The sequence below is a fragment of the Shewanella sp. 10N.286.52.B9 genome (assembly GCF_002873635.1).
Lineage (GTDB): Bacteria > Pseudomonadota > Gammaproteobacteria > Enterobacterales > Shewanellaceae > Shewanella.
The window spans coordinates 1-14,383 of the sequence record NZ_MCTY01000160.1 but is presented as its reverse complement, the minus strand read 5'-3'; the positions used below and the strand labels follow the sequence as shown (position 1 = coordinate 14,383).

The window sequence follows — 14,383 nt, the reverse complement described above, 5'->3', positions numbered from 1 at the left end:
CTTTAGTAAAAATGCATTTGAGAGCCCCGTTAATGCTTGTCATTAGTTGTAGGCATCAGTAACATAGCGAATCCTGAAACCTTGGGGAATTTAGATGATAAACGGAAGCATCGTTGCCTTAATCACTCCTATGAATAGTGATGGCACAGTAGATTATAAAAGTCTTGAAAGACTGGTAGAGTTTCATATAGAGCAGGGGACTGATGCGATCGTTGCAGTCGGTACAACAGGTGAGTCTGCTACTTTACCCATTAAAGAACATGCACAAGTTGTGTCGCAAACTGTTAAATTTGCCGCAGGTCGTATACCCGTCATTGGTGGTAATGGCGCTAACGCCACTGCCGAAGCGATAGAACTTACCCAATCAATGGCTGATTCTGGCATTGTTGCCATGCTTGGGGTCACGCCTTATTACAATAAGCCTTCACCTAAGGGCTTAATTGCACATTATAAAGCTGTTGCAGCAAGTACTGATATCCCTCAAATTCTTTATAACGTCCCTGGACGTACTTCAGTGGATATGTTGCCTGAAACCGTGGCTGAATTAGTAGCGGTGGAAAATATTATCGGTGTTAAAGAAGCCACTGGCGATTTAACCCGTGTTGCTCGATTACGCGAGCTTTGCGGTCAGGATTTCAAACTTTATAGCGGCGATGATGCCACTGCGAGAGACTTTTTATTACTTGGCGGTGATGGTGTTATTTCGGTTGCTAATAATATTGTTCCAAAAGCATTTAAACAACTGTGTGATGCAGCATTAGCAGGTGACCATGCTTTATCCGAAAAACTAAACCTACCACTGAAAGGTTTATATGAGCATTTATTCTGCGAAGCTAACCCAATCCCTGTTAAATGGGCTGCGCATCAAATAGGTTTAATTAGCCAAGGACATATTCGTTTACCTTTAACTGAACTTTCTGAGCAGTTTCATGGTCAGTTGTTAGAAGCGATGAAACAAGCCCAGATAGAGGTAACACAATAAATGTTGAAGCAAGTCACTCCAATTTTACTTATAGCAGCAGTTTCTGCTTGTAGTTCACCGACAGATCGTCGCGTTGCCAATGGCAATGATGAATATGTTAACGCCAAAGAAGTCCCACTATTAGTTATTCCAGAAGGCTTGACTGAGCCAACTTATGGCCGTGAATACGACATTCCTAAAGTGGGTAACAAAGTTGATAAAGACTTAGTTGGAAAACGTCTGGATATTCGTCCTCCTTTACTGGTCTTGCCTATGTCTGAAGGTACGCGTATTGAAGAAGGCAGTGACAATATTAAAATTATTGTCGAATCAATTACGACCACAAAAGATCTAAAACAAGAAGTTTTTGATAATTTACATGGTTTCTTAGCAAAACATGAAGTACCTATCGAAAACGAAAATTATGACGAAGGTTTTATCGAAACAGGTTGGATAGACACGCAAGACGTCATAGAAACAAGCTGGTTCGGTGAAGACAAAGTGTATTTACTGCGTCAACGTTACCGTTATGAGGTCGATGTGAGTCCTCATGGTCGCTCAGGCAGCATGGGTATTGATCTCATTGAGCATGAAGAAAGCTACAATGGTGATGATCAGCAAGTGCTATTAACGGCAGAAGATAAACGCCGTTACACCGTTGATATGCTCAATAACACTATTGCTTACATCAGCTTAAAACGTGACAAGCAAATTAAAGCTGACCGTATTCAACAAAGTAAAGGTATTAACGTTGATCTAGTGGCTGAAACAGAAACCACTGGCGCTTATTACATTTCAGAAGTTGATTTCAATAAAACCTGGGATCGATTACGTATTGTATTGCCTGAGCTAGGTTTCGATATTGTTGATATGAACAGCGCCAAAGGTTTGTATTATATTGTCTTGGAAGAAACTGGCGGGTTCTGGAGTTCATTATGGGGCGAAGATAAGTTATCACTTGAAAAAGGTAACTATCGAATTGAGCTTGTTGAAACTGATGATAAAGATCAAACTGAAATCTTTATTAAAGATGCCGCAGGTGAGCCATTAGAAAATGAAACGATTACTGAAATCTATCGCGTAGTCAGCGAAGCAATGAAAGAAGATCGTAAAGTACGATAATGCGTTAAATTAACATTACCTAATTGTTCGTATTTTAGGCTATCAAAAAAAAGAGACAGTATTTACTGTCTCTTTTTTTATGCTTTAAAAACAGTAAAAATAGTCATTTAACCTTCTATATCGATTGTTTACCAATTAAAAAGCTAAGATTGATCTTAGTTAACCCCGATCCCGTATATTCCGCAAATGTTTCCTATGTGTGTTAATTGTAAGAAAAGGTAAAACACCTTGATACCAGTATGATGCTGAGTACACTAGCGGTTGGCTAAATCCCATAACATATCGTTTTTGAGTTTGATGAATGGAATCCCGATGAAAAAAATAATAATTCTCCTCGTTGCGTTACTGATAGGCTGGTTTACATACCAATCTATGAAGCCTACTGAAGAGGCCAAGGTGCGTGCTAAACCTATCCCAAACGTTGTTGTTGCTAAAGTGGCGATGTTGCCAGTAAGAGATGAGGTTGAGGCAATAGGAACCAACAAAGCGTTTGAGTCTATTACTATTACACCAAAAATCACTGAGAAAATCGCAGACATTAAATTTAACGATGGAGATGTGGTTAAAAAAGGCGATTTGCTGGTTCAATTACGTAACCGCGAGCAGCTAGCCAAAGTTAAAGCCGCTGAGTTTAAAGTCAGCGATAATTTACGTGAACTCGACAGAATTCGTAGTTTGGTTACCAGTAAAACGGTAGCAGAACTTGAGCGAGATAGATTACAAACCTTAATCGATACGACCCGCGCTGAGCTTGAGCAAGCTAAAGCTGCTTTGGGTGATCGCGCAATTCATGCACCATTTAGTGGTCGCTTGGGACTAAAGCTTGTCAGTGTCGGCAGTTTAGTGTCTCCAGGTACCCAAATATCGACCTTAGATGATGTCAGTAAAATTAAACTTGATTTCTCAGTGCCAGAGCGTTTTATCCAACAACTCAAATTAGGTAAAACCGTTGAAGCGAAAGCGATTGCTTATCCAGATCGTATATTTAAAGGTGTGGTCACATCTATTGATACAAGGGTAAACCCAACAACACGTGCTGTGGTAGTTCGCGCTATTATTGCCAATGACGATGCAGCGTTATTACCCGGCATGTTGATGAAAGTTAAACTGATTAAACAAAATCGTGAAACCTTATTATTACCAGAGTCTGCCATCATTCCTATTCAATCAAAACACTATGTATACACAGTTAACGAAGAGAATACTGTCGAGCGAAAAGAAGTCACAATAGGCATTCGTAATCGAGGTTGGGTTGAAATTCTTGATGGTGTCGGAATTGGTCAATCGGTCATTATCCGCGGGTTATTAAAAGTAAGACCGGGAGATGAAGTCACCACTCAGGCTGCAGAAGCGTTTAACTTTGCCAATGTCGCTGATGTGGAGAATGCGGCATGATCCTCACTGACATTTCCGTAAAGAGGCCGGTATTTGCTTCTGTTATTAGTATTTTAATTATTATTCTTGGCATGGTGTCATTTGATAAGTTACCTCTTAGAGAATACCCCAACATTGATCCACCGGTAGTATCGATTGATACCAATTATCGCGGCGCGAGTGCTTCAGTGGTTGAAAGTCGCATTACCCAATTAATTGAAGACAGAATTAGCGGCGTTGAAGGGATCAAACAAATTACCTCAAGTAGCCGTGATGGACGCTCTTCTATTACCTTAGAGTTTAATATCAACCGTGATATTGAAGCGGCGACCAATGATGTTCGAGATAGAATTTCAGGGTTACTGGATAACTTACCAGAAGAGGCTGACCCACCAGAAGTAGAAAAGTCCAATGGTGGTGATGAAGTGATCATGTGGCTTAACTTAGTGTCTGATCAAATGAACACATTACAGCTAACAGACTATGCCCGACGCTATTTAGTCGATCGATTTTCAGTTGTCGACGGTGTTGCCAACATCCGTTTAGGTGGCGGTAAAGTTTATGCCATGCGAGTGTGGATAGACAGACAAGCTTTAGCAGCGCGTAAACTGACCGTAGCGGATGTGGAATCTGCGCTGCGCTCAGAAAACGTTGAGCTTCCGGCGGGTTCTATTGAGTCAAAAGAGCGCCATTTTACTGTCAGGGTTGATAGAAGCTTTAGAACCGCTGAAGACTTTGCCAGCCTGGTTATTACCCAAGGTGATGATGGCTATTTAGTGAAGCTTGGTGATGTGGCTAAAGTGCAAATTGGCTCAGAAGAAGAGCGGATAATGTTCCGCGGTAATACTGAATCAATGATTGGCTTAGGGGTATCTAAACAATCAACCTCAAACACCTTAGAAGTCGCCCGTGCTGCCAATGCGTTAGTCGATGTTATTAATCCGACATTACCAGCAGGAATGGAGATTAAGCGCTCATACGACAGCTCAGTATTCATTGAAGCGTCAATTAAAGAGGTGTACCAAACCTTATTTATCGCGATGCTATTAGTGATAGTGGTGATTTATCTGTTCCTAGGCAGTGTGCGCGCGATGTTAATTCCAGCGTTGACTGTTCCAGTGTCGTTAATGGGGACTTTTATTGTTTTATATTCATTAGGTTATACCATTAACTTACTGACTTTGCTGGCGATGATCCTTGCCATTGGTATGGTGGTTGATGATGCCATTGTGATGTTAGAAAATATTCATCGCCGTATTGAGCAAGGTGACTCACCGCTTAAAGCGGCCTATTTAGGTGGCCGTGAAGTTGCTTTTGCGGTAGTTGCGACAACATTGGTATTAATTGCCGTGTTTATGCCGATCACGTTTTTAGAAGGTGATTTAGGTAAGCTGTTTAAAGAGTTTGCAGTTACCATGAGCGCCGCAGTGATTTTCTCAAGCTTAGTCGCATTAACCCTAAGCCCAATGATGTGCTCTAAGTTGCTTAAACCCGCCGGTGAATGCACTTGGTTAGTACGTAAAGTCGATGACGTGATGGATAAGTTATCTGCTATTTATCAATCGCATTTGGTGAGTGCGATTAAAAAGCCCTATCTTATCGGCGTAATTGTCGTGGTGGCTTTTGCGTTAAGTGGCTACTTGCTTAAACAAGTACCTCAGGAATTTGCCCCTCGCGAAGATAGAGGCTCAATGTTTTTGGTGGTTAATGGCCCTGAAGGAGCAAGCTTTGAGTACATTGAAAAGTACATGGATGAAATTGAAGGCCGTTTAATGCCATTAGTTGAATCGGGTGATGTGAAACGCTTATTGATCCGCGCTCCTCGTGGTTTTGGTCGCTCAGCAAACTTTTCAAACGGCATGGCGATTATCGTTTTAGAAGATTGGGCCGAGCGACGTCCTGCCAGTGAAATTATTACTGATATTCGCGCTCGAATTTCGGACTTAGCAGGGGTCAGGGCATTTCCCATTATGCGTCAAGCCTTTGGCCGTGGTGTCGGTAAGCCTGTGCAGTTTGTATTAGGTGGTCCAAGTTATGAAGAGTTAGCTTTATGGCGAGACATCATCATGGAAAAAGCTAAAGAAAATCCGATGTTAACCGGGCTTGATCATGATTATAAAGAAACCAAACCTCAACTTAGAGTGTCAATTGATAAAGACAGGGCTGCTGATTTAGGGGTGTCAATATCACATGTGGGCAGAACCTTAGAATCGATGCTGGGCTCACGTTTAGTGACGACCTTCATGCGAGAAGGGGAAGAATATGATGTGATCATTGAAGGTAATCGTGAAAATCAAAATACTGCTACGGATTTAGAAAATATCTACGTGAGATCTGATCGAACCGGCGAGTTAGTGCCACTATCGAATATTGTCACTGTAGAAGAGTATGCTGATGCCAGCTCTTTAAATCGCTATAACCGCATGCGGGCGATCACTATCGAAGCAAACTTGGCTGATGGCTATAGTCTAGGTGAAGCGTTAGATTATCTTAATGATTTATCCTATACCTATTTGCCTGCTGAAGCGGTGATTAGTTATAAAGGGCAATCGCTGGATTATCAAAGTTCAGGCAACTCCATGTACTTTGTGTTTATCCTAGCGTTAGGTATTGTGTTCTTAGTATTGGCGGCGCAATTTGAAAGTTATGTGCATCCTATGGTGATTATGCTTACAGTACCTCTGGCTACTCTAGGCGCATTAATTGGCCTATGGTTTACCGGACAAAGTATCAATATTTACAGTCAAATTGGTATTATTATGCTGGTGGGGCTAGCGGCTAAAAATGGTATTTTGATTGTTGAATTTGCCAACCAATTGCGTGACAAAGGCATTGAGTTTGAACAAGCAGTCATTCAAGCCTCATCCCAACGTTTAAGACCGATCCTCATGACCGGTATTACCACTGCAGCTGGTGCTATTCCATTGGTGCTATCAAGTGGTGCGGGCTCTGAAACACGTTTTGTGATTGGCGTGGTAGTGTTATCAGGTATTTTGTTAGCAACCTTCTTCACCTTGTTAGTGATCCCGGTGGCTTACAGTATCTTTGCCCGAAACAGTAGCTCGCCTGAAGCGATTGCCAAGCAACTAGAACAAGAGTTAACGACTTAGTGACAATCTGCTTAAGTGAATTAGCTGTTATAAACGCTATGTTGACTTAAGCACTTCAAAAAGCCAGTTGTGAATAGTCACAACTGGCTTTTTTATGTCTGTATAGTGACAACTCAGTGACAACCCTATAATTCACAGCTAATCGAAGGTTAACGATGAAAAAATCCGACAAGAAACGTGATAACCAAATTCGTCAGCAGTTAACACTGGTGTGTGATTTATTAATGTCAGAGTGTGAGGGCTTTCAATGGCTCACGCATTCGGTAAACTACACCGCTTTTCCTAAATCGTTAAAAGTGATTTGTGTATTTAGTAATGAGGCGCAAATAACCAAGGTCAAATTAGCCAAGCAAGATGCGTTTATTGTGCAGATGATAAGCCATTATTTACAGGCTGTTTCTGTGGAGATAACTGCTGGGCAGATTGTATTAGACAGTGAAGCGGCATGTGATAGTCAACATGAGGGTAATTGGGCAAAGCGTTTAACTTAAGTCATTATTATTTTTGCTTAACACTAGGGTAATTAGCGCAGCTTAACTTGGGTTTACAGCAAATAAAAAAGGGAAAGCAATGCTTTCCCTTTGGTATTTTTAGTTAGCTTTAAAAAGTGAGTTAAGCCGCTTTAACTTGCTTGGCTTCACTAACAACCTTTGCTTCAAGCTCTTCAGGGTCAAAGTCATCAACATTGATTGACTTCATACGACCAATTTCAGCTCTTTCAAGTAAGGCCACTTCAGTATCACTTAACACACCTAAGGCTTTACCTTGTGCAGCGACTTTATCTAACCACATAAATGGTAGGCGTTTACCGGCAGCTTTACAGACTTTGTCGTATAAAGGCTCTGAAGCTAAAATATCTAATAAAGTTTGCTCTTGAATACCTACCGCATTGTGCTCTGAAGCTGTCCAGAATTGGCCTTGGCCTAAACGGTCACGACTGGCACATGGCGTTTGCATAATTTTAGACACTTTATGGTCTAATACATCGCTAGGACGTTTTAGTGGGCGACCAAATGGGAAGATAACAGCGCGAAGTGTAATGCCAAGACCCATAGGGAAGTTATCCAGTAAGTCATCTAAAGATGTTTGTAGTTTATGTAGTGAATCTTCTACAGCCCATTGAACTAACGGTAAATCTTCAGTTAAACGACCATCATCTTCATAACGCTTAAGCGTTGCAGACGCTAAATATAGCTGACTTAATAAATCACCTAAGCGTGCTGAAATACGTTCTTTACGCTTAAGGTTACCGCCAAGTGTTGCCATCGCTAAATCCGAAAGCAGGGCTAAGTTAGCACTGAAACGATTCATCTGCTGATAATAACGTTTCGTTTTATCATTATAAGGTGATTTGGTGAAGCGGCTAGAAGTAACGCCCATCCAGAAACTTCTTACAAAATTAGACATCGCAAAGCCAATATGACCGAAGATGGCAGCATCGAAGTTACTTAAGCCTTGACCCGATGTGGTATCAAAAGCAGATTCCATTTCAGCTAATACATATGGATGACAGCGAATAGCGCCTTGTCCATAAATAATCATAGAACGGGTTAAAATGTTGGCACCTTCAACGGTAATTGCAATCGGCGCTGCTTGATAACCACGACCCAAATAGTTATTTGGACCTAGACATACACCTTTACCGCCGTGAATATCCATGGCGTCGATAACACACTTTTGCATTCTATCGGTTAAATGGAATTTAACGATGGCAGAGATAACTGATGGCTTTTCACCTAGACCAATCCCCACAGTAGTTAATGAACTTACAGCATCCATCAAGTAAGCATTACCGCCAATACGTGCCATTGGCTCTTCAATACCTTCTAATTTACCGATAGGTAGTTTGAACTGACGACGAATTCGAGCGTAAGCACCTGTAGCTAATGCAGCTGTTTTAACGCCACCAGCAGAGTTTGACGGCAGGGTAATACCACGGCCTACAGAGAGACATTCAACTAGCATGCGCCAGCCTTGACCGGCCATTTCAGGGCCACCAATGATAAAGCTCAGTGGCACGAATACTTCGTTGCCACGAGTTGGACCATTTTGAAACATACAGTTCAATGGGAAGTGACGACGACCGGTTTCAACCCCTTGAATATCAGTAGGGATAAGGGCACAAGTAATACCTAAATCTTCGGTATCACCTAATAAGCTGTCAGGGTCGCGTAATTTAAATGCCAAACCTAATACTGTCGCCACTGGTGCTAAGGTAATGTAGCGTTTGTTCCATGTTAGTTTCATACCTAACACTTCTTCGCCTTCCCATTCACCTTTACAGACGATACCAAAATCAGGGATCGCGCCAGCATCACTACCAGCTTCTGGGCTAGTAAGTGCAAAACAAGGCACTTCAAGACCTTTAGCTAAACGCGGTAAATAATGATCTTGTTGTTCAGTCGTACCATAGTGTTGCAGTAACTCACCAGGGCCTAGAGAGTTTGGTACCCCAACCGTTGATGCAAGTTCACTACTCACGCCAGCTAATTTTTGCAATACACGTGACTGAGCATAAGCTGAGTACTCAAGACCACCGTATTTCTTTTTGATGATCATGGCGAAGAAGCCTTCGTCTTTTAAGTATTGCCAAACTTCTTGTGGAAGGTCAGCTAGCTCATGTGAAACCTGATGTTGGTTAACCATTTTACACACAGTTTCAACTGGGCCATCTAAAAACGCTTGCTCTTCAGCAGTTAAACGCGCTTTAGGGTAGTTATGTAATTTATTCCAGTTAGGGTTACCAGCGAATAAGTCAGCTTCCCACCAGGTTGTACCTGCTTCAATGGCTTCTTTTTCAGTGGTAGACATTTCAGGCATGATGCCTTGATATACTTTAAGCAGTGGACGTGAGATGAAATTCTGACGAAATGATTTAACATTTAAAGGTAATGCTAAAACTATATAGACAACCCAAGCTAGACTGCCAACAATATCTAATACACTACCAATTAACATTACAACTGCTGCTGCAATTGTTGCTGTTAATAACGACACCCGCAAGTAAGTTGCTGCGCCGAGTACCGCGATCATGGCGATGATCCAAATAAGTGTCTCCACTGTCTTCCTCCTTAAAAGTGTTTAATATTTAAACACCTACAAATTAATGATCCTATTCACAGAACTGACCGTGGTCTGACCTGTATCACATAAAATTAAACCTAACTGGCGCTGATTACAAGTTATTTCAAACAATTGTTTAAAATATTTTGTTTAATAAAAATGCCAATTTTTTTCTGCACTAGGTACAATATAAATTACGTAATATTTTGAGTTAATTATATTTTTAAGGCGTGTTTCATGTGTGAGTTACTAGCGATGAGCGCTAATGTCCCAACGGATATTGTATTTAGTTTCACAGGCTTAGCTGAAAGAGGTGGTGTTACTGGGCCACATGTTGATGGTTGGGGGATCACTTTTTATGAAGGCAAGGGCAGCCGCACCTTTAAAGATGCTCGTCCTAGCAGTGAATCCCATGTCGCTCAGCTCATTAAATCTTATCCAATCAAAAGTGAGATTGTCGTCAGTCATATTCGTCAAGCAAACCGTGGCTGTGTTGCGCTGGAAAATACCCATCCTTTCACCCGCGAGTTATGGGGCCGATATTGGACTTATGCCCATAATGGGCAGTTATCAGACTACCAAAATAAGTTTCAAGTAAATCATTTTCAGCCTGTTGGGGACACCGACAGTGAGCTGGCATTTTGCTGGATTATGGAACAGGTGTTAGGTGAGTTTGGTCATACGCCACCCGATGACATGAAACAGGTGTTTGAATTTGTAGCAACGCTGGCTGATGACATTCGAGCTTTAGGTGTTTTTAATATGATCCTAAGTGATGGTGTCGATTTAATGAGTTATTGCACTAATAATTTGTGCTTCATTACCCGCCGTGCGCCTTTTGGCAAAGCCAAATTAATCGATACTGATGTGGTTATTGATTTTAATAAAGAAACGACACCCAATGATGTCGTTACAGTGATTGCTACTCGTCCGCTGACAAAAAACGAACAGTGGCATATTTTACAGCCTGGCGAATGGAAGTTATTTAGGCAAGGCGAATTACTGATTAACAGTTAATCCAGCGTTTGCTTTAGTAACAGCTGTATCGGATTCTATTGCTTGCTGAATTTGATAATTATCTAACTGAATATCAAGCTGCTTACTACCTTTAGAAAAATGACTTAAACGCACGGGTAAGTAATTTAATTCTGGCGCCATCCAAAAAAAGGTTTGGCGCTTTTTACTTTTTCGTACCACTTCTATTTTTACGGTTTGATAAGTGCCACTGTCTAATATCACTTGTTCTTTGCCGACAATTTTAAATTCATAATCATCAAACTCTTTTTCTTTGACCATTTTGTATTTAAGCAATTCGGGTTGGCGGTACATATCCATTCTAAATATTAATTGAGATACCAAGGGATCGTAGATATCCTCGGCAAAGGGTAATTTCTCTCTTTCGTCTTTATATATGGTGTGGATAACGCCTTGTCCAGCAGCAAAGGCGGTTTGCTCTGTGTAGTCAGATCCGGTGCCGCTACGTTTACTCATATAGCGGATGGGCTTAACCTTGCCATCTTCGAGTTTGAACTCACTATTAAGGTTACGCACATCCGATAGCATTAATAAGCTGATATCGCTATCAAAGCGATAGTTATAGTAGCCATTATCACTTTCAGGCAACTGGTAGCGAGCTTTACCGAGTTCGATACTGCCATAGAACACCCGATATTCAGCAGAGTGAGGGGTTAATGCTTTGAGGTACTCGAGGTTTTCCTTGTCATCAGAAGCGACAGCATTAGGGGCCTGAGACAATGTAATGACAATAATATTGGCTAATAAAGCGGTGAATTTTCTAATCAAAGTAATACCTACCCATGCAATATTTAAAAAGGTAACGACATGACAAGGGTTGCAATGTCAGGGCGCCATTCATATTTTGACAATGAAACCTTGCCTTGGTTCACTTCTACTCCATCTGATCTTAGTCGCTGTTGCTGATTTTGGAAATGAATAGAATTGACTTTAAAAGAAATTTTTCCTTGGCTGTTAATCACTCTATACCAAGGTAAGTTTAGGTTATCGGGGGCGTCTTTGAGTGCTTTAGACACATACCTGGCTCTACCTGGTAGCCCAGCTAAGTCAGCCACTTTACCATAAGCTAAAACATGACCTGTGGGGATCATATTTACAATAAACCAAATTCTTTGCTTTGGGCTAAGGTTTTCCATTGATGGCTTTTGATCAGGTATGGGATGATAATTTATTGTAACCCGCTTTGGTGTTGCGAGTTAAGTAGACAATAGTAAGTATTCAATAGCCAGCTTATGAGTGTTGGTTATCGCTCATGGTTGATGAGCGATACTTTTTGAGTGAGTTTATAACAGTGAGACGAAATACTGACAGGGTTAATACTGTGGATATAAAGCAGGTTTATATGACTGTTAAATAAATACACAAGAAATGAGACAAGGCGCCTGCAAGTACAAATAAATGCCAAATAGCATGATTATAAGGAATACGCTTATTGACATAAAAAATAACCCCGATGCTATAAAAAGCCCCACCTGCAAGTAATAGGTTAAAGCCTAAATCTGACATGCCTTTGATTAAATCTCCCATGATGGTGACACAAAGCCAGCCCATAACAAGATACAAAATAACACTTAGCCCTTTGAAGCGGCCAATAAATAAGGTTTTAAAAATAATACCGCCTAAGGCTAATAACCATATTGCAGTTAGTATTAGCGTAGCACTATCATTTTGAAGGCTAATTGACATTAAAGGTGTGTATGTACCAGCAATAAGCAAATAGATTGCACAGTGATCAGCCATTTTAAAGCGTTTACGCCATAAGGGGCTTTTACTGGAATGGTATAAGGTTGAGGCCAGAAAAAGCATAATAATACTTAATCCATACACAGTGATCCCGATAGTGTCAGCGATATTAAGTTGGCCATTCGCTTTTATTAGCATTGCAATTAGCGCGGCGATACCCGCAAGTACCCCTATACCATGGGTGATACTGTTAGCTAATTCCTCAATCACACCATAGTCTGACTTTGATGTAGGTGTTGGTGCTAATGTTTGATTAGCATCTAACTCAAGTGACATAGTTGCATACAACCTTGTTAAGCAATTTACATTGAGTCTACCAGCAATATTCATAATAGGCCATGACTTTAGCGTACACGTGTAAGCTTAAGTTTGACGCTATGATAACTGTCTGATTTTGTGGGGAGTCGTGTGTCATCGACATAAATTAAATGAACTTAATGGCTTTTTTATCATCTAGTTTATGGTCAGCTTGTGGTTGAAGTCTGATCTAGCACGATTTATATCCAGTGATTCAAAAGCGACAGGAGGCGCGAGTAATGAACCAAGGTGGTGATAAACATTTAACACAAGGATTGGCAGCAAACACTAATTTTGAACCGGGTGCTAGTGGAAATTCGACAGGCTTAAATGGCACACAAGTTTCACATGGACAGCTTTACATAAATGCAAGCCGCCAAGAATCTGCGGTTGAAGTGATAGATTTCTGTGATCATGTTGTGATGTTACAAACGGTGAATGCAACTAGCACTGAAGTAACTAGCACTGAAGTAACTAGCACTGAAATAATGAGCACTGATGTAATTAAAGCCCAAACATTACCGCTGATCTGTGGGCTGATCGACAATCAAAATAATCAAGGTCGCTTTTTAAAACAAAATTCTGATAACGAGTTTAAAAAGATACTGACATCACCATCGAGCATTATTGTTGCAGGGCTACATGTTGTGCTGGTGTTTATGCTATTTTCCTTAGCTGATAACACCATTAGCCATTTTGTCGAGATCAGCCGTGAACAAGCCGTTAAAGCTGCGACATCTGAAAGTAACAACCAAGAAATAAAAGCCTACTTTTTAACGGCTGAGCAAATTACCCAGCTAGCTAAGACCCTGCCAAGTGAACAAGCCTTGATTGAAGAGGTCGTCAGTGAAGTCATTACCAATGAAGAAATAATCGATCAAACTATATCGAACAAACAAAGCACTAATAAGGTTGTCGATACAAGCTCAATAGCGCCTGCAGTTGCAACTAGCCCAAAAGATACTGTCAATCAAAAGGCAATTTCCCCAAAGCCTATTGACCAAAAAGCTGTTAACCAAAAGCCCATTGACTACAAGCCCATAATTGAAAAATTGCCAATAGCAGAAGCAGTGCAAGCCGAAACGCACCAGTTCGATTGGTCTTCAGTTGATAGCATGTATCTGCAGCAGCAAAAAGATAGCAGTAACGAACATCTATTTAAGCCACAATTGTTTAATGAAACCATCTCAGAGGCCAATACCATAACAAGCGACAATTTATCGGCCATCAATCAAGCTAGCCATTCCTTTATAAATAAACTCAATCAACAACAAGTTAATCAGCAAATAAGTCAGCAAGCCCATTTAGCGACTTCTGTTAGTGGTGCCAGCACCAGTGAGTTAACCCCTGAAATGGATGATATAGAGTTAATAGTAATAGAAGATAAGCGCCAACCAACTACCCTCAATCATCGTTTAGATCCAAATAGAATGGTTAAGATTGGTGAAACTTGCCATCGATTGGTGGCATTACCAACCCAAATTAACCCTTATGCCGAAGGCTTAGATTTAGGACACCCATGTGAAGGAGGCAAAACAAAAAAAGCACTAAATAACGCCATTCAACAACGCTTATCGAAACTAAAATTACCTTGAACTGTTCAGACTTTCACAAAAGATTTATTTCAACAACATCAAAAATGAATAATATTTATCAAATTTATTCATCAAATTATTTC

The 14,383-nt window shown here is 40.8% G+C and carries 11 protein-coding genes; 7 read left to right on the top strand and 4 right to left on the bottom strand.

Annotated features, from left to right (window positions below; genetic code table 11):
• Window positions 1–94 precede the first annotated feature (94 nt).
• The 5 genes from dapA to BCU91_RS08830 all read left to right on the top strand — a co-directional run bounded on the left by dapA (window position 95) and on the right by BCU91_RS08830 (window position 7,058).
• Window positions 95–982, top strand: coding sequence for a 4-hydroxy-tetrahydrodipicolinate synthase (dapA, locus tag BCU91_RS08850; protein ID WP_102475506.1), 888 nt, complete (start codon window positions 95–97; stop codon window positions 980–982).
• Window positions 983–2,083, top strand: coding sequence for an outer membrane protein assembly factor BamC (gene bamC, locus BCU91_RS08845; protein WP_102437164.1), 1,101 nt, complete (start codon window positions 983–985; stop codon window positions 2,081–2,083).
• A 312-nt stretch (window positions 2,084–2,395) separates the two neighbouring features.
• Complete coding sequence (locus BCU91_RS08840) at window positions 2,396–3,478, top strand: efflux RND transporter periplasmic adaptor subunit (RefSeq protein ID WP_102531312.1); 1,083 nt, start codon at window positions 2,396–2,398, stop codon at window positions 3,476–3,478.
• Window positions 3,475–6,567, top strand: a complete 3,093-nt coding sequence (locus tag BCU91_RS08835; protein WP_102531311.1) for an efflux RND transporter permease subunit — start codon at window positions 3,475–3,477, stop codon at window positions 6,565–6,567. The genes BCU91_RS08840 and BCU91_RS08835 overlap by 4 nt, the downstream gene beginning before the upstream one ends.
• Before the next feature lie 155 nt (window positions 6,568–6,722).
• A complete protein-coding gene (locus BCU91_RS08830; protein ID WP_102437170.1) occupies window positions 6,723–7,058 on the top strand; it encodes a Fis family transcriptional regulator in 336 nt (111 codons plus the stop codon).
• Between the two features lie 121 nt (window positions 7,059–7,179).
• Here the strand turns inward: BCU91_RS08830 and fadE are convergent, their stop codons facing one another.
• Entirely contained in the window at window positions 7,180–9,627 is a 2,448-nt protein-coding gene (fadE, locus tag BCU91_RS08825; RefSeq protein ID WP_102531310.1) for an acyl-CoA dehydrogenase FadE, read from the bottom strand.
• Window positions 9,628–9,867: 240 nt separating this feature from the next.
• On the opposite strand from fadE, the gene BCU91_RS08820 reads away from it, so the two are divergent.
• Entirely contained in the window at window positions 9,868–10,647 is a 780-nt protein-coding gene (locus BCU91_RS08820; RefSeq protein ID WP_102437174.1) for a class II glutamine amidotransferase, read from the top strand.
• On the opposite strand, the gene BCU91_RS08815 is transcribed toward BCU91_RS08820, so the two are convergent.
• The 3 genes from BCU91_RS08815 to BCU91_RS08805 all read right to left on the bottom strand — a co-directional run bounded on the left by BCU91_RS08815 (window position 10,630) and on the right by BCU91_RS08805 (window position 12,684).
• The gene (locus tag BCU91_RS08815) at window positions 10,630–11,433 is read right to left on the bottom strand and encodes a DUF3108 domain-containing protein (RefSeq protein WP_241901099.1); all 804 of its coding nucleotides are present in this window, start codon (window positions 11,431–11,433) and stop codon (window positions 10,630–10,632) included. The two genes, BCU91_RS08820 and BCU91_RS08815, sit on opposite strands and share 18 nt — an antisense overlap.
• A 23-nt stretch (window positions 11,434–11,456) precedes the next feature.
• Window positions 11,457–11,801: an MGMT family protein gene (locus BCU91_RS08810; RefSeq protein WP_102437176.1), complete on the bottom strand. Its 345-nt coding sequence runs from the start codon at window positions 11,799–11,801 to the stop codon at window positions 11,457–11,459.
• 202 nt (window positions 11,802–12,003) lie between these two features.
• Window positions 12,004–12,684 (bottom strand): hemolysin III family protein, encoded by a 681-nt coding sequence (locus BCU91_RS08805; protein WP_102475510.1) that lies wholly within the window; start codon window positions 12,682–12,684, stop codon window positions 12,004–12,006.
• A 260-nt stretch (window positions 12,685–12,944) separates the two neighbouring features.
• On the opposite strand from BCU91_RS08805, the gene BCU91_RS08800 reads away from it, so the two are divergent.
• Window positions 12,945–14,300: a hypothetical protein gene (locus tag BCU91_RS08800; protein WP_102531309.1), complete on the top strand. Its 1,356-nt coding sequence runs from the start codon at window positions 12,945–12,947 to the stop codon at window positions 14,298–14,300.
• The last annotated feature ends 83 nt before the right edge of the window (window positions 14,301–14,383 follow it).

Coding starts and splice junctions, on each gene's coding strand:
- BCU91_RS08840 (WP_102531312.1), top strand. CDS start 2,396: ATGAAAAAAATAATAATTCTCCTCGTTGCGTTACTGATAGGCTGGTTT.
- dapA (WP_102475506.1), top strand. CDS start 95: ATGATAAACGGAAGCATCGTTGCCTTAATCACTCCTATGAATAGTGAT.
- BCU91_RS08835 (WP_102531311.1), top strand. CDS start 3,475: ATGATCCTCACTGACATTTCCGTAAAGAGGCCGGTATTTGCTTCTGTT.
- bamC (WP_102437164.1), top strand. CDS start 983: ATGTTGAAGCAAGTCACTCCAATTTTACTTATAGCAGCAGTTTCTGCT.
- BCU91_RS08830 (WP_102437170.1), top strand. CDS start 6,723: ATGAAAAAATCCGACAAGAAACGTGATAACCAAATTCGTCAGCAGTTA.
- BCU91_RS08820 (WP_102437174.1), top strand. CDS start 9,868: ATGTGTGAGTTACTAGCGATGAGCGCTAATGTCCCAACGGATATTGTA.
- BCU91_RS08800 (WP_102531309.1), top strand. CDS start 12,945: ATGAACCAAGGTGGTGATAAACATTTAACACAAGGATTGGCAGCAAAC.
- BCU91_RS08810 (WP_102437176.1), bottom strand. CDS start 11,801: ATGGAAAACCTTAGCCCAAAGCAAAGAATTTGGTTTATTGTAAATATG.
- BCU91_RS08805 (WP_102475510.1), bottom strand. CDS start 12,684: ATGTCACTTGAGTTAGATGCTAATCAAACATTAGCACCAACACCTACA.